Annotated in this window: 19 protein-coding genes; 7 read left to right on the top strand and 12 right to left on the bottom strand. The window is 38.8% G+C overall.

What is annotated here, in order from left to right; translation table 11 throughout:
* Positions 1-93 precede the first annotated feature (93 nt).
* Positions 94-1,056 carry an NAD(P)H-dependent flavin oxidoreductase gene (locus tag ABE41_RS08940; protein WP_066289022.1) on the bottom strand — a complete coding sequence of 321 codons (963 nt, stop codon included), beginning with the start codon at positions 1,054-1,056 and terminating at the stop codon, positions 94-96.
* Positions 1,057-1,181: 125 nt separating this feature from the next.
* Between ABE41_RS08940 and ABE41_RS08935 the strand changes: the two genes are divergently transcribed.
* Positions 1,182-2,657, top strand: a complete 1,476-nt coding sequence (locus tag ABE41_RS08935; protein ID WP_066289019.1) for an aminotransferase class I/II-fold pyridoxal phosphate-dependent enzyme — start codon at positions 1,182-1,184, stop codon at positions 2,655-2,657.
* Between the two features lie 58 nt (positions 2,658-2,715).
* Here ABE41_RS08935 and ABE41_RS20625 read toward each other — a convergent pair whose 3' ends face one another.
* Entirely contained in the window at positions 2,716-2,838 is a 123-nt protein-coding gene (locus ABE41_RS20625; protein ID WP_083207741.1) for a GapA-binding peptide SR1P, read from the bottom strand.
* 112 nt (positions 2,839-2,950) lie between these two features.
* The gene (locus tag ABE41_RS08930) at positions 2,951-3,250 is read right to left on the bottom strand and encodes a DUF3055 domain-containing protein (protein ID WP_066289017.1); all 300 of its coding nucleotides are present in this window, start codon (positions 3,248-3,250) and stop codon (positions 2,951-2,953) included.
* A 214-nt stretch (positions 3,251-3,464) separates the two neighbouring features.
* On the opposite strand from ABE41_RS08930, the gene ABE41_RS08925 reads away from it, so the two are divergent.
* A complete protein-coding gene (locus tag ABE41_RS08925; protein ID WP_066289012.1) occupies positions 3,465-3,902 on the top strand; it encodes a DUF1885 family protein in 438 nt (145 codons plus the stop codon).
* A gap of 146 nt (positions 3,903-4,048) precedes the next feature.
* On the top strand, positions 4,049-5,542 hold the full coding sequence (locus tag ABE41_RS08920; protein WP_066289010.1) for a glycine betaine uptake BCCT transporter: 1,494 nt from the start codon (positions 4,049-4,051) through the stop codon (positions 5,540-5,542).
* Here ABE41_RS08920 and ABE41_RS08915 read toward each other — a convergent pair.
* From ABE41_RS08915 to pdhA, 5 genes are all read right to left on the bottom strand, one after another.
* A complete protein-coding gene (locus ABE41_RS08915) occupies positions 5,537-5,767 on the bottom strand; it encodes an RNA-binding protein (RefSeq protein ID WP_066289007.1) in 231 nt (76 codons plus the stop codon). The genes ABE41_RS08920 and ABE41_RS08915 overlap by 6 nt on opposite strands.
* Positions 5,768-5,885: 118 nt before the next feature.
* Positions 5,886-7,298 (bottom strand): dihydrolipoyl dehydrogenase, encoded by a 1,413-nt coding sequence (lpdA, locus tag ABE41_RS08910; RefSeq protein WP_066289006.1) that lies wholly within the window; start codon positions 7,296-7,298, stop codon positions 5,886-5,888.
* Positions 7,299-7,302: 4 nt separating this feature from the next.
* Positions 7,303-8,634, bottom strand: a complete 1,332-nt coding sequence (locus ABE41_RS08905; protein WP_066289001.1) for a dihydrolipoamide acetyltransferase family protein — start codon at positions 8,632-8,634, stop codon at positions 7,303-7,305.
* A 104-nt stretch (positions 8,635-8,738) separates the two neighbouring features.
* Positions 8,739-9,716, bottom strand: coding sequence for an alpha-ketoacid dehydrogenase subunit beta (locus ABE41_RS08900; RefSeq protein ID WP_066288998.1), 978 nt, complete (start codon positions 9,714-9,716; stop codon positions 8,739-8,741).
* A 1-nt stretch (position 9,717) separates the two neighbouring features.
* Positions 9,718-10,800 carry a pyruvate dehydrogenase (acetyl-transferring) E1 component subunit alpha gene (pdhA, locus tag ABE41_RS08895; protein ID WP_066288995.1) on the bottom strand — a complete coding sequence of 361 codons (1,083 nt, stop codon included), beginning with the start codon at positions 10,798-10,800 and terminating at the stop codon, positions 9,718-9,720.
* Between the two features lie 533 nt (positions 10,801-11,333).
* Between pdhA and def the strand changes: the two genes are divergently transcribed.
* On the top strand, positions 11,334-11,885 hold the full coding sequence (gene def / locus ABE41_RS08890; protein ID WP_066288993.1) for a peptide deformylase: 552 nt from the start codon (positions 11,334-11,336) through the stop codon (positions 11,883-11,885).
* 275 nt (positions 11,886-12,160) lie between these two features.
* On the opposite strand, the gene ABE41_RS08885 is transcribed toward def, so the two are convergent.
* Both ABE41_RS08885 and ABE41_RS08880 read right to left on the bottom strand, forming a co-directional pair.
* Positions 12,161-13,594 carry a carbon starvation CstA family protein gene (locus tag ABE41_RS08885; RefSeq protein WP_066288991.1) on the bottom strand — a complete coding sequence of 478 codons (1,434 nt, stop codon included), beginning with the start codon at positions 13,592-13,594 and terminating at the stop codon, positions 12,161-12,163.
* 96 nt (positions 13,595-13,690) lie between these two features.
* On the bottom strand, positions 13,691-14,599 hold the full coding sequence (locus ABE41_RS08880; RefSeq protein ID WP_066288990.1) for a DMT family transporter: 909 nt from the start codon (positions 14,597-14,599) through the stop codon (positions 13,691-13,693).
* 359 nt (positions 14,600-14,958) lie between these two features.
* Here ABE41_RS08880 and ABE41_RS08875 point away from each other — a divergent pair, with 359 nt between their 5' ends.
* Positions 14,959-15,168 (top strand): DNA-dependent RNA polymerase subunit epsilon, encoded by a 210-nt coding sequence (locus ABE41_RS08875; RefSeq protein ID WP_066288988.1) that lies wholly within the window; start codon positions 14,959-14,961, stop codon positions 15,166-15,168.
* 3 nt (positions 15,169-15,171) lie between these two features.
* Complete coding sequence (gene rnjA / locus ABE41_RS08870; protein WP_066288986.1) at positions 15,172-16,842, top strand: ribonuclease J1; 1,671 nt, start codon at positions 15,172-15,174, stop codon at positions 16,840-16,842.
* 46 nt (positions 16,843-16,888) lie between these two features.
* Here rnjA and ABE41_RS08865 read toward each other — a convergent pair whose 3' ends face one another.
* Positions 16,889-17,554, bottom strand: a complete 666-nt coding sequence (locus ABE41_RS08865; RefSeq protein ID WP_066288980.1) for a potassium channel family protein — start codon at positions 17,552-17,554, stop codon at positions 16,889-16,891.
* Between the two features lie 198 nt (positions 17,555-17,752).
* Positions 17,753-18,301: a peroxiredoxin gene (locus ABE41_RS08860; RefSeq protein WP_066288975.1), complete on the bottom strand. Its 549-nt coding sequence runs from the start codon at positions 18,299-18,301 to the stop codon at positions 17,753-17,755.
* A 252-nt stretch (positions 18,302-18,553) separates the two neighbouring features.
* Here ABE41_RS08860 and ABE41_RS08855 point away from each other — a divergent pair, with 252 nt between their 5' ends.
* A complete protein-coding gene (locus tag ABE41_RS08855; RefSeq protein WP_066288973.1) occupies positions 18,554-18,757 on the top strand; it encodes a ChaB family protein in 204 nt (67 codons plus the stop codon).

The raw sequence follows: 18,757 nt of genomic DNA, 5'->3' as shown, positions 1-18,757 counted from the left end.
TGGCAGGAAGCAGAAGTTCAGCTGCTTCTTACCACTAGTATATTGCCGTACCACATAAATGTATGGGTATGTATCACTATTGTAAGAAAAGTGTTAGAAAAGGCTGTTCCATTTTTGATGGACAGCTTTTGCTTCTTCTTTTATTTGCTGGAACAATTCACTAACAGATAGAATCTCTTTAATCCTCCCAGCTCCTTGACCTGCCCATCCAAATCCTTCGTCACTCTTTCCTTCATAAATAAATTTTTGGTTCGCTTCCCCGCTGATAAAATCTTTTAGATAATCATAAGTTCCGTTTTTATTTTCTTCTTCAACAATCTTTAATGCAAAAGGTGTATTGAGTGTCCTGCCTGGCATACCTAACTTTCTTTTGATTACAACCGTATCGTTTTCGGAACTTTCGAGTATCCATTTTTTATACGCTGGATGAGCATGCACGCATTCTTTCACTGCAATGAACCTTGTCCCCATTTCTATTCCTTCTGCACCAAGAGCCAGTGCAGCCATCATTCCTTTTCCATCAACGATCCCGCCAGATCCGATAACTGGTATCGATAAGCTCTCTGCTATTTGGGGAATCAATACAAAGGTGCCCGTATCCTCTTTTCCGATATGTCCTCCGCCTTCCTGACCAACAGCCATTACCGCATCAGCTCCAAGCTGTTCAGCTTTTATCGCTTGGCGTTTACTAGAGACCAGTACAAGTGTTTTTATGCCAGTATTTTCTAATCTTTTTAAAGCAGGTGCAGGATTTCCGCCTGTTATACTGATAACTTTTACACCTTCTTCAATAGCTGTTTCCAGCTGTTCTTCATATGTTCTTCCATGCTGGCCAATTGCAAAATTGACGCCAAATGGCCGAGAAGTCATCTGCTTCGTTTTCCTGATTTCGGTTCTTAATGCATCACTATTTGGAAGCGACATAGCTGTAATTTGTCCCAGTCCTCCTGCATTAGAAACGGCTGCAGCAAGTTCAGAATATGCTAAATATGCCAGACCCCCTTGGATGATCGGTAAATCAATATTTAACAAAGTTGTTACACGTGTTTTAAACATATGACTTCTCCTCCTTGAAAATTAAATCATTTACTTACATCTTCATGCATTTTCTGTTATACTTCTTTTGTTTTATAAATAATTGATTTTAATTTTAGTTAATTATAGATGAGGTGTAGTAAAAATTGTCTCAACAAGAAACTCCTTTATTTACTGGCTTGCGTGAACATGCAAACAAAAATCCATTGCAATTCCATATTCCCGGTCATAAAAAGGGCCAAGGAATGGATGAAGAGTTCAAGAATTTCATTGGACCTAATGCTCTTTCAATCGATCTTATAAATATCACACCACTCGATGACCTTCATCACCCGAAAGGTATGATAAAAAAAGCTCAAGATCTTGCAGCACAAGCATTTGGTGCAGATCATACCTTTTTCTCTGTTCAAGGTACAAGCGGAGCGATTATGACGATGATCATGTCCGTCGTATCTCCTGGAGATAAGATTCTTGTACCGAGGAATGTGCATAAATCTATAATGACGGCCATCGTATTTTCTGGTGCAACACCTATATTTATCCACCCGGAAATCGATCCTGAATTAGGGATTTCACATGGTATTACACCTGACAGTGTTGAAAAAGCGTTGAACCAGCATCCTGACACAAAAGCGGTTCTTGTAATTAACCCGACTTATTTTGGGTTTGCAGCAGATTTAAAAGGTATTGTTAATGTTGCTCACCGTTTTAATGTACCAGTCCTTGTTGATGAAGCACATGGCGTCCTTATTCATTTTCATGACCATATGCCGCTGTCAGCTATGCAGGCTGGTGCCGATATGGCCGCAACAAGTGTTCATAAACTTGGAGGGTCACTTACCGGCAGTTCTATTTTAAATGTTAAAGAAGGACTTGTCTCGCCAGAACGTGTTCAAACTATATTAAGTATGATGACAACAACATCTACTTCTTATATCCTTTTAGCTTCTTTGGATGCTGCACGCAGACGTTTAGCAACTGAAGGGTATACATTAATTGAAAAAACAATACGCCTTGCAAACCAAACGAGGGAGAAAATAAACGAAATACCAAACCTGTATTGTGTAGGTGAAGAAAAGCTTGGTACTTCTGCGACCTTCGATTACGACCCGTCTAAACTGCTTATTTCTGTAAAAGATCTTGGAATTACAGGTTATGAAGCTGAAACTTGGCTTCGAGATCATTACAACATCGAGGTTGAATTGTCGGATCTATATAACATCTTGTGTCTGATTACTACTGCTGATCATGAAAAAGACACTATGATCCTGGTTGAAGCATTAACTAAGCTTTCAAATGAAAAAAGCTCCTCAAAAACGGAAGAGATTAAATCCTTGCCGGTGCACGTCCCTGACATTCCGGTTCTTGCCCTCTCTCCGCGTGATGCTTTTTATGCAAATACAGAAAGTGTTCCATTTGAAGAATCAGCAGGAAGAATTATTGCAGAATTTGTAATGGTATATCCGCCAGGGATTCCAATCTTCATCCCTGGAGAAATCATTACAAAAGAAAACCTCGCATATATAAAAGAGAACCTTGAAGCAGGGTTGCCTGTTCAAGGTCCAGAAGATGCCAATTTAAATTATTTAAAAGTTATTCAAGAGCAAGTAGCGATCCGCTAATTAAGAAGCATTCTAGCGTAAGACTACAAAAAAAAGAAGACCTTGGCAGGTCTTCTTTTTATTTTTGTAATTTAGCTTGCTCTTGGCAATGTGGACATGTTTTCGAATACAACGTTGTTACCTTTTCCTCTTCAAAATGTTCAATTGTTGTCTCACACGTTTGGCAAATGATTACTCCCATCCGTTCCATCTCCCTTCGCATTTTGAAAGCGCTTACGTTTATATCTGTATAATATTATGTCACAATTCGTTTGTCAACACTTTTAGTATAACACATTAAAAAAATATGCTCATTAATCATATTGTTCGATAACAGGTAGATGAGGAACAGCTTCTTCAAAGAAAAGCGCTAAATCTTCAGCTTCTTTTAAGCTCTTTATATGAAATACCTGTTTAATATACTCAAGGTTTCGCATATCATTCGAGTCAAGCAAGGCTGATCTCCCAGTCTGCATACACACGACCAGCGGTTTTCCGAAAAACATATTTGTGTACACAATACCAAAATCATATCTAACCGTATCTGTTGTAAAACCTACAAACCTAACCTTAACGGACTCACTCTCGTCATACAATTTTTCAAACCATTCCATGTTATCCCTCCTCGTATGATAAAACATTGTTCATCGATCGGGTTGTTCAAACCTGGTATTTAATGACTGAATACCCTGTTAAGTTCAAAATTGATGTAAGAGCAATTCCCTTTTTAAATGTACTTTAAACTTATATTGTCAAAATCTTCTTGAAATATGATAAACTATTCTATGAACAAATATTGTTAAAAATGACTAACTGGAGTGAGTTGGAATGTCCCAAAATGCATACATAAAGCTTGTTCCTGCATCTGAAAAACAAGTTGTTACGATAGACGAAATTAAAGATATGTTCACTTATTACAAATCAATCACTTCTAAAACAGGGGAACAGCTTTCATGGGGATACTCTGAAGCCGCTTTTCCTTATACCATTGAGGAGAAAGAAGCAAACAACGAATGGTTCTGTTTAAAAGGTACAGATCCAAGAAAAAACAGATATATTCTGATTGGAGTAGGCTTTGAACAAATAGAGGTTCAAACAGACTCTACAGAAAATCAGCAATGCTATATTCAAGTATCTCTTACAGATATCTCAACTCATGGAGATAAAGGAAAAGCAAATGAATTCTGTAAGTTTTTAGCGACAAAATTAAAAGGTGAACTTCATCTTTTTAACGGCAGGGTAATGTATTATTATTCTAAAAAGTAAGCTAGCCTTTTCTCCGAATAACGTACATTTCATTAGGAAGTCCAATCATATGATTGGACTTCCTATTTTATTTCAACTACAATGTAAACTTTCGGCCCCTTAGGGAAAAATAAAAAAGATACATACTCAGAAAGGTTGGTGAAGGAATGAAAAAACAAACGAATACTGTTTTTATCGTTTCATTACTCATTTCAATTGTTTTTATTGTCATAGGATTTTTATTTCCTGAAGAATTCCAGGCTAGAGCAACGACGGTTCAAAATTTTCTGCAAGAAAAATTTGGATGGTTCTATCTGCTTTCCGCAACTAGCTTTTTAATTTTCGTTCTTTATCTGGCATTCAGCAAATTCGGGAAAATTAAACTGGGTGAGCCGGATGATAAACCAGAATACAGCACGATTACCTGGTTTGCAATGTTATTTAGTGCCGGTATGGGTATAGGTCTCGTCTTTTGGGGTGTAGCAGAGCCTATCAGCCACTTTTACACCCCTCCTAGCGGCGAAGGAGGAAACGCCGCCTCAGCACAAGCAGCCTTGCGCTACAGCTTTTTTCACTGGGGCTTGCACCCTTGGGGGATTTATACGCTGATCGGATTGTCTTTAGCTTATTTCAAATTTAGAAAAGGTGCGCCGGGTCTAATCAGTGCAATCTTTACTCCATTAATCGGAGATAAAGTAAATGGACCTATAGGAAAAACTATTGATATCATTGCCGTATTTGCAACGATATTCGGTGTTGCTACTTCTCTAGGTCTAGGTGCCGTGCAAATTAGCGGCGGACTTTCTTATGTAACAGATATTGCAAATAACTTTACCACACAATTAATCATCATCGCCGTTGTTACCGTATTATTTACTCTTTCAGCACAGACTGGACTTAATAAAGGAATCAAATATTTGAGCAATCTGAATATTATTCTAGCTGTTATATTAATGCTATTCCTGCTGTTCGCTTCATCAACTAATTTCATCATGGATGTTTTTGTACAATCTCTAGGTAATTACCTTCAATATTTGCCGAGTATGAGTTTGAAACTCAGTCCTTTCCGACCAAGTGAAGCTGGCTGGATACAAGGCTGGACCGTATTCTATTGGGCTTGGTGGATCGCTTGGGCACCTTTTGTCGGTACTTTTATAGCACGGGTATCAAAAGGAAGAACGATCCGAGAATTTATTTTAGGCGTATTGCTTGTCCCTACTCTTTTTGGGGCATTATGGTTCTCGATCTTCGGAGGAGCAGCACTGCACCTAGAAATCTTCAACAATGTTGGTTTAAATAAAATCATTACAGACAAAGGTACTGAAATTGCATTATTTGCTTTGTTTGAAAATCTGCCATTCGGTATGATTATGTCGTTACTCGCTATATTCTTAATCAGTACATTTTTCATTACATCTGCAGATTCAGCAACTTTTGTACTGGGAATGCAAACACGTCACGGAAGATTAGATCCTTCTTCAAAGACGAAGTTCATTTGGGGAATGGTTATAGCAGCAGCGGCAGCTATATTACTTTACTCAGGGGGACTTGAAGCATTGCAGACAGCTTCTATCATTGCAGCTTTTCCTTTTGCTTTTGTCATGATATTTATGATGGTTGCCCTGCAAAAAGCTTTGTCAGAAGAAAAACCAAAATCATAAAAACACTATTCTGCCTCCAACATAAATGACAGTAAAGAAAATCGTTAAATTTATCCCAGTCGTTTTATTTGAAATAAACCTCACAGCGATAAGAAAATTAAAATAAGAAAACATAACCAAGAGCACCGTTTCATAAAAAGAATGATCATGATGCGACAGATAAAGAACTAACGAATATCCGCACCATACCAGAATTTGAATGATAATACACATCAATACATTCATAGCATCCTCCACGTATATCTTTATACTAAATGTTATGAAGAGATTCATATTATATGTGAAAATCAAAAAAAACCCCCTTGTAAGCCGCTTTCGCGGTATACAAGGGGGTTTAAATGTTTTATTTTACGATGTGAACAGGAAGTCCGATTGCAACTTCAGCTGCTTCCATGGAAATCTCTCCGAAAGTTGGATGCGCATGAATTGTCATAGCGATATCTTCTGCAGTCATCCCTGCTTCAATAGCTAATCCTAGTTCTGCGATCATATCAGATGCGTTTCCGCCAGCAATTTGAGCTCCTAAAACAAGTCCATCTTCTTTACGAGTGATAAGCTTCATGAAGCCATCTGTTTCGTTCATAGATAAAGCTCGTCCATTTGCTGCAAATGGGAATTTAGAAGCTTTCACTTCATAGCCTGCTTCTTTAGCTGATTTTTCATCATAACCTACAGAAGCTAGTTCTGGGTCTGTGAATACTACAGCCGGAATTGCCAAGTAATCAATTTCTGCCGCATGTCCGCTGATTACTTCAGCTGCTACTTTACCTTCATAAGAAGCTTTATGTGCAAGTGCTGGACCTTCTACAACATCACCGATTGCGTAGATCCCGTTAACGCTTGTTTGAGCTTTCTTGTTGATTTTGATAAGACCGCGTTCAGTCATTTCAACACCAACTTGCTCAAGACCAAGTTCTTCAGTGTTTGGACGGCGTCCAACTGTTACAAGAACATAATCTGCTTCAAAAGTTTTTGACTCCCCTTTGATTTCAGCAGTAACTTTAACACCGTCTTTCGATTCTTCTACGCCTTTTGCCATTGCTTCAGTAAATACTTCCACATTGCCTTTTTTCTTTAAGCGCTTAGAAACTACTTGACTCATTTGCTTTTCGAAACCTGGAAGGATTTGTTTTCCGCCTTCAAGGATTGTTACTTCAGTACCGAAGTTTGCATAAGCCGTTCCAAGCTCCATTCCAATATATCCTCCGCCGATAACAACAAGCTTCTTAGGAACTTCTTTAAGAGCCAGCGCACCAGTGGAAGAAATTACACGGTCGCTCCATTTGAAGCCTGGAATTTCAATCGGACGGGAGCCTGTTGCAATAATCGCGTTTTTAAACGTATATGTCTGAGAGTTCTTCTCGTCCATGATACGAACTGTGTTTTCATTTACGAAATAAGCTTCACCACGGATGATTTCAACTTTATTCCCTTTTAAAAGCCCTTCAACACCGCCAGTAAGCTTCTTAACGATGCCAGCTTTCCATTCTTGAACTTTGCTGAAATCAACTGTTACGTTTTCAGCTTTAATCCCCATGTCTTCAGAGTGCTTCGCATGTTCAACACGGTGACCTGCATTGATAAGAGCTTTAGATGGAATACATCCGACGTTTAAGCAAACGCCTCCCATTTCTGCCTTTTCCGCAATAGCCACTTTTTGTCCTAATTGTGCAGCGCGAATTGCCGCTACATATCCCCCAGGACCTGAACCAATTACAAGTGTGTCTAACTCAATTGGAAAATCTCCTACTACCATCGAATTACGCCTCCATTACTAATAGTTGTGGATCGTTCAACAAACGCTTAATGTGATTCAATGCATTTTGTGCAGTTGCACCATCGATCAGACGGTGGTCAAAGCTTAGAGAAAGTGCCAATACTGGAGCTACAACTACCTCTCCATTTTTAACAACTGCTTTTTCAGCGATACGGCCGATTCCAAGGATAGCTACTTCAGGGTGATTAATTACTGGAGTGAACCATTGTCCACCAGCAGATCCGATGTTTGTAATCGTACAAGATCCGCCCTTCATTTCTTCACCAGAAAGTTTTCCATCACGTGCTTTTGTAGCCAATTCGTTGATTTCAGAAGAGATCTTGAAGATAGACTTGCGATCTGCTTCTTTTACAACTGGAACCATCAATCCGTTATCTGTATCTGCAGCGATTCCGATATTGTAATAGTGCTTGTATACGATTTCTTCGTTTGCATCATCGATTGATGCGTTAAGCACTGGGAACTCACGAAGTGCAGAAGTTAATGCTTTCACCACATATGGAAGATAAGTAAGCTTAATGCCTTTATCCATCGCTACTTGTTTGAACTTCTTACGGTGTGCAACAAGATCAGTAACGTCCACTTCATCCATAAGTGTAACATGCGGAGCTGTATGTTTGGAGTTAACCATCGCTTTAGAGATCGCTTTTCTGATGCCTTTGATCTTCTCGCGTGTTTCCATTTCTCCAGCAGGAATAGCTTTAGGAGCTTCTTTCTTAGCTGCATCAGCCTTAGGTGCTTCTTTGTCAGCCGCTGGCGCTTCTGCTGCAGCTTCCCCTCCGCCGCTTACAAACTTATCGATATCTTCTTTAAGTACACGTCCATTATCTCCAGACCCTTGTACTTTACGGATATCTACTTCCTTCTCACGAGCATATTTACGAACAGAAGGCATAGCGATTACACGTTTCGTATCATCAGCAGGCTCTTCTTTAGCAGTGTCTTCGGTCTTATCTGTTTTAGCTTCAGGTTTGTCATTTCCTTTTGCCTGATCAGCTGTAACTTCTTTTTCTTCTTCAGCTTTCGGCTGCTCTGGTGCTTCATCGCTTCCGCCATGTGCATCTGCAGGAATCTCACCTTCTGCCTCGATCGTTAAAAGGACATCACCTACAACAGATACAGTACCTTCATCTACTTTCAACTCTAAAACTTTACCGTCTACAGGAGAGGGAATTTCAACAACGGCTTTGTCATTTTGGACTTCAAGCAGGATGTCGTCTTCTTTAATAGCGTCCCCTGCTTTTACAAACCACTTTACAATTTCACCTTCGTGAATTCCTTCACCAATATCGGGAAGCTTAAATTCATATGCCACGATTAACGCCTCCAATTTTTCAATCTATTTTTCTCGTTTATGTGAAAAGGCTGAAAGAAGCAGTCATAAATGAACTACCCTTTCAGCTGACATTCAATTATATTTTAAAAATTGTAGACTTTCTTTGCTTTGTCTACAATATCACGATGATCCGGAATCCAAACATCCTCAGCAGAGGCATATGGGAACGTAGTATCTGGTGCTGTTACACGCAGTACAGGAGCTTCCAGGTTCAAAATAGCACGGTCATTAATCTCTGCAACAACAAACGCACCGATTCCAGCTTGTTTTTGTGCTTCTTGAACAACGATTGCTCGTCCTGTTTTTTCAACAGATGCAATAATTGTGTCAATATCAAGCGGGCTGATCGTACGAAGGTCGATAACTTCAGCAGAAATGCCATCTTTCTCAAGCTCATCTGCAGCTTTTAATGAAGCGTGAACCATTGCACCATAAGTAATGATAGAAACGTCTTTGCCTTCACGTTTCACATCCGCTTTACCTAGTTCAATCGTGTACTCTTCTTCAGGAACTTCACCACGGAATGAACGGTATAATTTCATGTGCTCTAAGTAAACAACAGGATCGTTGTCACGGATTGCAGAAATTAATAGTCCTTTTGCGTCGTATGGTGTTGAAGGAATAACCACTTTAATCCCTGGAGTTTGATACATTAATCCTTCCAAGCTGTCGGCGTGAAGTTCTGGTGTTTTAACCCCTCCACCAAATGGAGAACGGATTGTTACTGGAGAGTTATATACTCCTCCTGAACGATAGCGCATACGAGCCATTTGAGCGGCAATTGAATCAAATACTTCAAATACGAAGCCAAAGAATTGAATCTCCATTACTGGACGGAAACCTGTAAGCCCAAGACCTATTGCAAGTCCCCCAATTCCAGACTCGGCAAGCGGAGTATCAAAAACACGATCTTCTCCGAATTCTTTTTGAAGACCTTCAGTCGCACGGAATACACCGCCGTTTTGACCTACATCTTCACCGAAAACAAGTACGTTTTCATTGTTTTTTAATTCATTGCGCATTGCGTCTGTAATTGCTTGAATCATAGTCATTTGAGCCATATTATTTCGACTCCTTTGCTGTATATTGTTCTAATTGCTCGCGAAGGTTATACGGAAGCTCTTCGAACATAAAGTTGATAAGGTCAGTAACCTTTTGTTTAGGCGCACCATCAGCTTTTTTAATAGAAGCTTTAATATCTTCCTTCGCTTCTTCTACTACTTTATTTTCTTGCTCTTCAGACCAAAGGTTCTTCTTTTCTAAGAACTTGCGGAAACGAACTAATGGATCTTTCTTTTCCCATTCGCTGTCTAAATCTTTTGTACGGTAGCGTGTAGGATCGTCTCCCGCCATCGTATGAGGCCCGTAACGGTAAGTAAGAGTCTCGATTAGTGTAGGACCTTCACCTGCAATCGCACGTTCTCGAGCTTGTTGTGTTGCTGCGTAAACAGCAAGTACATCCATTCCATCAACTTGGATGCCTTCAATACCAGCTGCTACTGCTTTTTGTGCAATTGTTTTTGCGGCAGATTGCTTTTCTACTGGAACTGAGATAGCAAAACGGTTGTTTTGAACAACAAAGATTGCGTTAGCAGCATAGGCTCCGGCAAAGTTTAATCCTTCATAAAAGTCACCTTGCGATGCTCCGCCATCACCTGTGTAAGTGATACAAACGTTTTTCTTGCCTTGTTTCTTTAAACCAAATCCAACACCGGCAGCTTGAATAATTTGAGCACCGATGATAATTTGCGGCATTAATACGTTTACACCTTCAGGAATTTGTCCGCCTTGGAAGTGTCCACGGGACCATAAGAATGCTTGATATAGCGGGAAACCATGAAATACGATTTGAGGAATATCACGGTATCCTGGAAGAATCCAGTCTTCTTTATCTAATGCAAAGTGACTCCCTAGCATTGAAGCCTCTTGTCCAGCAACTGGAGCATAGAAACCAAGACGTCCTTGTCTGTTTAAAGAGATTGCACGCTGATCCCAAATTCGCGTATAAACCATACGGCGCATTAATTCTTGGAGCTGTTCATCAGACAACTTAGGCATTGCCGATTCGTTAACTATTTCTCCATCTTCAGAAAGAATCTGAAACGTTTCAAATTGATCTTGAACAGCATCAATTGTTTTCGTCATGAAAAGTCACCTCTTCCTTTCTTTTACCCTGTCAATTTACCCTCATCTTAAAAACACACACATACATAACAGGTTGCCCAAAGTGCCACATTTTTAAGACAGGATTATATTTTTTAAAAGGCCATTAGGCGTACCTTTGTGTCCCTTTTCAAGTTTTCCCTTGTATACAGGAGCTAAACCATCATATGGCATCCTAACTGTATTACTTAAATATGTATTTATAGTAACACAACAACCCTTTTCACGTAAATTAGTTTACACCACCTGTTAAACGCCGTCAATCTATAGAATCATTATAGTTTTACGTATACTTGAAGCTCTGGCTGGCTATTCCTGTAATCACTGTAAAACATAACTGTTTCACCAATTACGACAATCTGTATTAGTCATAAGTTGAAATGAACTATATACTGCATAATAGACCTAAAAAAATAACCTGATAAATTAATTTCTGTTCTTTTTCTATAAAATTTCTCTATGTTATGATAAGAGGAAATTACTAATTATTGAATTTACGCACGGAGGTTTTGCTTGTGTTAACGATGAAAGATATTGTGAGGGAAGGAAATCCCGTTCTTAGACAAAAGGCTGCGGAGGTATCCTCACCCTTCTCAGAAGAAGATATTCAAACAGCTAATAAGCTCTTGGAGTTTGTAAAAAACAGCCAAGATCCCGAGATTGCAGGAAAATATAATTTAAGGCCTGGCATTGGTCTGGCTGCTCCTCAAATCGGAGTTTCAAAAAGAATATTCGCAATGCATGTGACGGATGAACAGGGACAACTGTACAGTTATGCACTTATAAATCCAAAAATCATCAGTCACTCGGTGCAAATGACTTATTTAGATGGAGGCGAAGGTTGTCTGTCCGTTGACAGAGATGTGCCAGGTCTAGTACCTCGTTATGCAAAAGTAACTGTAAAAGGCTTTACACCTGATGGTTCTCTAGTAGAGCTGAAATTAAAAGGTCTCCCAGGTATCTGTTTTCAACATGAACTAGATCACCTGGATGGGATTATGTTCTATGATCGAATCAATGAAAAACAGCCGTTTGAGCCTCCTTCAAATTCAGCAACTTTCAGATAAAATTTAATCTTGTTTTTATAAACAATGCTCATGTAAGTAGTTGATTTCCGCCGCTCTAGGTACTCGCTTTCCGCGGGGCGTGCGGTGAGCCTCCTTGGCGCTTTGCGGCCATTAGGAGTCTCACCTGTCCCGCTCGTCCCGCAGGAGTCTCGCACCTTGCGCTCCAATCAACTTGTCAATGAAGATAATCAACTAAATGATCTAAAAGAAAAAGAGCCAAATAAAAAAGCTGAGTTCTGCCCCTTAAAAGGCAGAATTCAGCTTTTTCGTTTTTATTAAGCAACCTCACGATCGTCGTCGACTGTTAATGCTTCTCTTTCATCAAACTTACTTTTAAAGAACAGCACTGTTGCTAATACAGTTACAATACCAGCAATAAGGTAAGACACATTCATCGACAATCCTAATCCAATTGGAGCATTGCAAATATAAGTTGTTGTGACGACAGTCATGAAGATTGCAGGAATTGTAGCAATCCAATGATTTTTTCTAGAACGCTTCAGATACACCGCTCCTACCCATAATGCCAGCATTGCCGTAGACTGGTTGGCCCAGGAGAAGTAACGCCATAATAAAGTGAAATCAATTTTTGTTAGTAAAAATGAAACTACAAACATAGGAATTGCAATCCAAAGTCTTGAAGAGAATTTCTTCTGGCCAATATTAAAATAATCAGCTAAGATCATTCTCGCACTTCTAAACGAAGTATCTCCTGAAGTAATAGGCAAAATGATTACCCCTATCACAGCTAGCGTTCCTCCAACAGCTCCAAGCATCGTTACTGAAACTTCACTAACTACAGCAGCAGGACCTCCATTAGCAATTATCGCTGATAAAGATTTCCCATCAAACAAGCTCATTGCAGCAGCAGCCCAGATCATGGCAATAATCGCTTCAGCAATCATCATGCCATAAAATATTTTTCTTCCTGCCTTTTCATTTTTTGTTGTTCTTGAAATGATTGGTGACTGTGTAGCATGAAAGCCTGAAAGAGCACCGCAAGAGATCGTTAAGAATAATAACGGGAAAATCGGAACATTATCCGGGTGCATATTTTCAAGTGTTAATTCTGGAATTGGTGCCCCTGTAATCACAAGCCCTCCACCAATTCCAATCGCACTTATTACAAGAAGAGCACCGAAAATCGGATAAACGCGTCCAATGATTTTATCGATCGGCAATAACGTTGCCAAAATGTAATAAACAAATATAAGACCTACAATAATACCCAAGCTCATCCAATTACCCGTGAGATTATGAATGAGTGCAGCAGGTGCACTTACAAAAACCGTACCAACTAAAAGAAGCAATAATAGAGTAAACCCATTAACTACATGCTTCATAGCATTTCCTAAGAATTTACCTGCTAATTGAGGCAAATGCGCACCACGATTTCGTATCGAAATCATACCAGTTAAATAATCATGAACGGCACCTGCAAAAATTGCCCCTAGTACAATCCAAAGGAATGCCACAGGTCCATACAAAGCCCCCATAATCGGGCCAAAGATTGGACCAACACCTGCTATATTCAATAGCTGAATAAGGGAATTCGATTTAGTTCCCATCGGAACGTAATCAATACCGTCTTCCTGTGCATAAGCTGGCGTTTTTCTTTCTTGCTTTATTCCAAAAACTTTTTCAACATATTTCCCATACGTAAAATAACCTACTACTAATAAAACAATTGAAATTAAGAATGTAATCAACCTTTTCCCTCCTTTTGTTCAAACACAGCTGCATATTTTGAATGCGTTTTCATTATATCACACAAAGAAAAAAACACTCAATTTTAAACTGAGTGTTTACGCCGTTCGGTTCTGTTTTATTTTTATTGTAGCCTTACGTTTTTTTCTTCCTGTCAGATAAACACCGAAAAAGATTAAAAATAAACCAAAATAAGCAATCGGCGGTATCTTCTCATTTAAGAGAACGCTCCCCCATACTACAGCGGAAACAGGAACTAGATAAGTTACGAGAGTAGCGAATTCGGCTGAGCCTGCGGAGATCATATAATAATACAATAAGTAAGCTAACCCCGAACCAAACATCCCGAGACCTATCAAAGATAAAATCACGTTTCCTTCTAAAGCATTATCAGGCAGATGCCACCCTCCAGTAAAGCTCATGACTATTCCGCTTAAAACCGAACCTGTTAATAGTGTTGTTGAAGCTGTAATCCAGACTGTCGTTTCTTGAAGATGTTTTTTAGCATATTGTGAACTGTACCCATAACAGCAAGTAGCACTGAGCATGAGCACGATTCCTAAAAGTAGCTGTTCTTGAGTTAAGCCTGGTGCATCCGCATCCATTAAGAAGATAATTCCTATAAAACCGACCATGACTCCAATCCATTGCTTCCACTGCATTTTAACAGAAAAAAATAAAACCCCCATCATCGCTGTCCAAATTGGAGTAGTTGCATTTAATATCGCAGTATAGCCGCTGTCTAAAAAAGTTTCACTCCAAGCGATCAGACCCCACGGAAGACCAGCATTTAACAATCCTACAATTATTAAAGATTTAAGAGGCAGTTCTTTCCAATTAACTTTTTGTTTACTAATAAGAAAAAGTGGGATAATCGTAATGATGCCAAGCACACATCTTATGAATACGATCTGCCAGGGGTCGAACACATCCAGCAGTAATTTAATAAATAGAAAAGACATTCCCCAAATCAAACTTAAAATAAAAAGTGCTGAATAAAGTTTCATGATATCCTCCTACGGATAAAAATAAATGACACAATTTCCCTCTCTGAATATTTTCCATTTTACACATACTAAGTAATAAAAAATGGAACGGAGGGTAATAAATGAAAAAGAAATTACGTTTATTAAAAAAGTTTAAAAAGTGGGTAAAACTGCAAAATAATAACGGAAAACTCATCCTTAACTAATAAACAATTTTAATGTCATTATAAGGGTAAAAGTCTCATCCCGAACAGTAATTATTTTTCACTTTTCACCGTTAAAAACGAAGAGTAATGAAAAACACATGAAAAACATGTCACTTTCCTTTATAATAGAACGAAGATACTCAAATACTATAGACCGGTAAGGAGACATGAAACATGATTTTCAAAGTATTTTTTCAAACAAGCTTAAATGAAGTACCTATCCGTGAACATACACAAACGGTTTACGTAGAAGCAGAAACTATAAATGATGTTCGTATAAAACTAGCTGACCGCAAGTACAATATTGAATACATACAAGAAATTAACGGTAAATTTCTTGAGTATGAAAAAGAAACGAACTCATTGGAATTGGAGAATGTGTAACATATGAAATTTGTAAAAAATCATCAAGCCGCCGTTTTCGCCCTCGGTGGTTTAGGGGAAATCGGCAAAAATACGTATGCCGTTCAATTTCAGGATGAAATCATCCTTATCGATGCAGGAATTAAATTTCCTGAAGATGAATTGCTGGGGATTGATTACGTAATCCCTGATTACACCTATCTTGTAAAAAATGAGGAAAAAATCAAAGGACTCTTCATCACTCACGGACATGAAGATCATATTGGCGGAATTCCCTATTTATTAAGACAAGTCAATATACCGATCTACGGCGGTAAACTTGCACTTGCTCTTATTAAAAACAAATTAGAAGAACATGGTCTGCTCCGCAGTGCACAGCTGCATGAGATCACAGAAGATGATGTGATTAAGTTCAGAAAAACGTCTCTCAGCTTTTTCAGAACAACTCACAGTATACCTGACGCTTACGGAATCGTAGTTAAGACACCTCCAGGAAATATCGTGCATACGGGTGACTTCAAATTCGATTTTACACCAGTTGGTGAACCTGCGAACATTACGAAAATGGCTGAGATCGGTAAAGAAGGCGTGCTTTGCTTGCTTTCCGACAGCACTAACAGCGAAGTTCCTGGTTTTACATTATCTGAAAGACGTGTTGGTGAGAGCATCCAAGATATCTTCAGAAAAATGGAAGGACGAGTTATTTTCGCTACGTTCGCTTCTAATATTCATAGACTTCAGCAAGTTGTGGAAGCTTCAGTAGCCAACAACCGTAAAATCGCAGTTTTTGGACGAAGCATGGACTCAGCGATTACAGTTGGGCAAGAACTTGGTTTCATAAAAGCACCTAAGAACACATTCGTTGACGCAAACCAGATAAACCGTCTTCCTGACAATCAGGTAACGATTCTTTGTACAGGAAGCCAGGGAGAGCCAATGGCGGCACTTTCAAGAATTGCTAACGGTACTCACCGCCAGATTCAAATCATTCCTGGAGATACAGTTGTGTTTTCATCTTCACCTATTCCAGGGAACGCTCTTAGTGTAAGTAAGACAATCAATCAATTATATCGCGCGGGTGCTGAAGTTATTCATGGCTCGCTAAATGATATTCACACTTCAGGTCATGGCGGCCAGCAAGAACAAAAATTGATGCTTCGTTTAATGAAGCCTAAATACTTCCTTCCGATCCATGGCGAGTACAGAATGCTGAAAATGCATACTAAACTTGCTGCTGATTGTGACGTACCGCTGCAAAATTCATTTATTATGGATAACGGCGAAGTATTAGCTCTTTCTCAAAACGATGCTATGATCGCAGGAAAAATCCCGTCTGGCTCTGTATATGTAGACGGAAGCGGTATTGGCGATATTGGAAACATCGTACTCCGCGACCGTAAGATTCTTTCAGAAGAAGGTCTTGTAGTTGTCGTTGTAAGTATGGATATGAAGGAATTCACGATAGAAGCAGGTCCAGACATCATCTCTCGCGGATTTGTATATATGCGTGAATCCGGTGATCTTATCCATGATGCACAAAGCTTATTAAGCAAGCATCTACAGAACATCATGAGCGAAAAACGAACGACTCAATGGTCTGAAATCAAAAATGAAATTACAGATACATTAGCACCATTCCTATATGAGAAAACAAAAAGACGCCCTATGATCCTGCCGATCATTATGGAAATCTAATAAACAAACAAAAAACCGTTACCCCTTTTATAGGGAAACGGTTTTTTTATTCTTCATTTGCCATTTGTTTTTCTAACCGGTTAATATCCTTATCTCCGCCAATTACAATTAAAACATCGCCCTGCCTGATTGACTGGTCTGCTTGCGGGGATACATAGATATCTTTACCTCTTTTCACAGCTACGACGTTACATCCAAACCTTGCACGTATATCAAGTTCAATTAGGGTTTTTCCATCCATCTTTTGTGTTGCTACCAGCTCCACAATACTATGTTCATCTGATAACTCCAAGTAATCCAATACATTGTTAGAAACAATCTGGTGAGCAATACGAACACCCATGTCTCTCTCCGGATGAATGATCTTATCTGCTCCAATTTTTCGCAGCACTTTTTCGTGGTAATCATTTTGGGCTTTTACTGTGATTTTTTCAACACCAATCTCTTTTAAAATCAGTGTAGTCAGTATGCTGGATTGAAGATTATCACCTATCGCTACAACAACATGCTGAAAGTTACGGATCCCAAGACTTTTTAATACACCTTCATCTGTCGAATCAGCAATTACAGCATGTGTTACGATATTTGAAAATTCGTTTACTCGGTCCTCATCAATATCAATGGCTAAAACTTCCATTCCTTGATCTGACAAAGCCTTGCACATACTTCCCCCGAAACGTCCCAGACCAATAACAGCAAATTGTTTTTTCAATGAATTCACTCCGTTTCCCGTACTAGCCTTATTTTACCATATAATATTCATTTCAAAACACAGCTTAAAAGCATCATATGTATTTCATTTATAAAGGAAACTTCTATAAACATTTCCTATAACCCTGCTTGAAAAAATTTATCTATAGAAAAATAACCCAAGAACATAGTCCTGGGTTATTCTAATAACATTTAATTATTAAACTTCTAAAGTTTTTTGACCTGGCTTCCAGTTTGCTGGGCAAAGTCCGCCAGTTTGAAGTGCTTGAAGTACACGCAATGTTTCTTCAACGTCACGGCCAATGTTGTTGTGGTTAACAACAGAGTACATCAATTCACCCTCAGGAGAAATGATGAATAGACCACGAAGTGCAATTCCTTCTTCTTCAATAAGTACACCATAGTCACGAGCTACTGTGTGGTTAGTATCAGCTGCCAAAGCATATTTTAACTCTCCAAGACCGTTCATATCACGAGGAGTGTTGATCCAAGCCTTGTGTGTGTGAATTGTATCAGTAGAAACACCGATAACTTCAGCATCAAGATCTTCAAACTCATCAAAACGATCGCTTAAAGATGTAATTTCTGTAGGGCATACAAATGTGAAGTCCATTGGATAGAAGAAAAGAACAGTCCACTTGTCGTTCTTCATGTTCTCTTCAAGACTTACTTTTCCAAATTCTTTATTTGGTAATACTGCATCCATTTCAAATCGAGGTGCTTGTTTTGCTACCATACGTTCTGCCATAGGTAAAAATCCCTCCAAAAACTAATTTTTTTACATGGTTCATTATAGTACAAGCCTTATTTTTAGTCAATATTAAATAATAATTAATTTAAACAAGACTTTTATCCCCACTTCTTAATTTCTCCTTAATCATAGCAAGTTAAACGTAAAATGTGAAATCATCCGCTCAAATTAACATGTTTATATTCTCAATAACAACGTTTAAATTGAGGATTGCTTGGGAAATCATACATTAAGGAGGTGCATTTTTAAATGCCTTATGATTCATTAAAAGATTTACCTGAAAGAGTCAGGGATAACCTCCCTCACCATGGTCAGGAAATCTACAAAGAAGCATTCAACTCTGCACTTGAAGAATATAAAGAAGAAGAAACAGCTCATAAAGTTGCCTGGAGTGCTGTAAAGAACAAATATGAAAAAGACGATGATGGCAAATGGAAAAGTAAAGACTCCTGA

The sequence above is a fragment of the Fictibacillus arsenicus genome (assembly GCF_001642935.1).
In the GTDB taxonomy this organism is placed as follows: Bacteria; Bacillota; Bacilli; order Bacillales; family Fictibacillaceae; genus Fictibacillus; species Fictibacillus arsenicus_B.
This window is presented reverse-complemented; position numbering and strand designations above follow the sequence as displayed.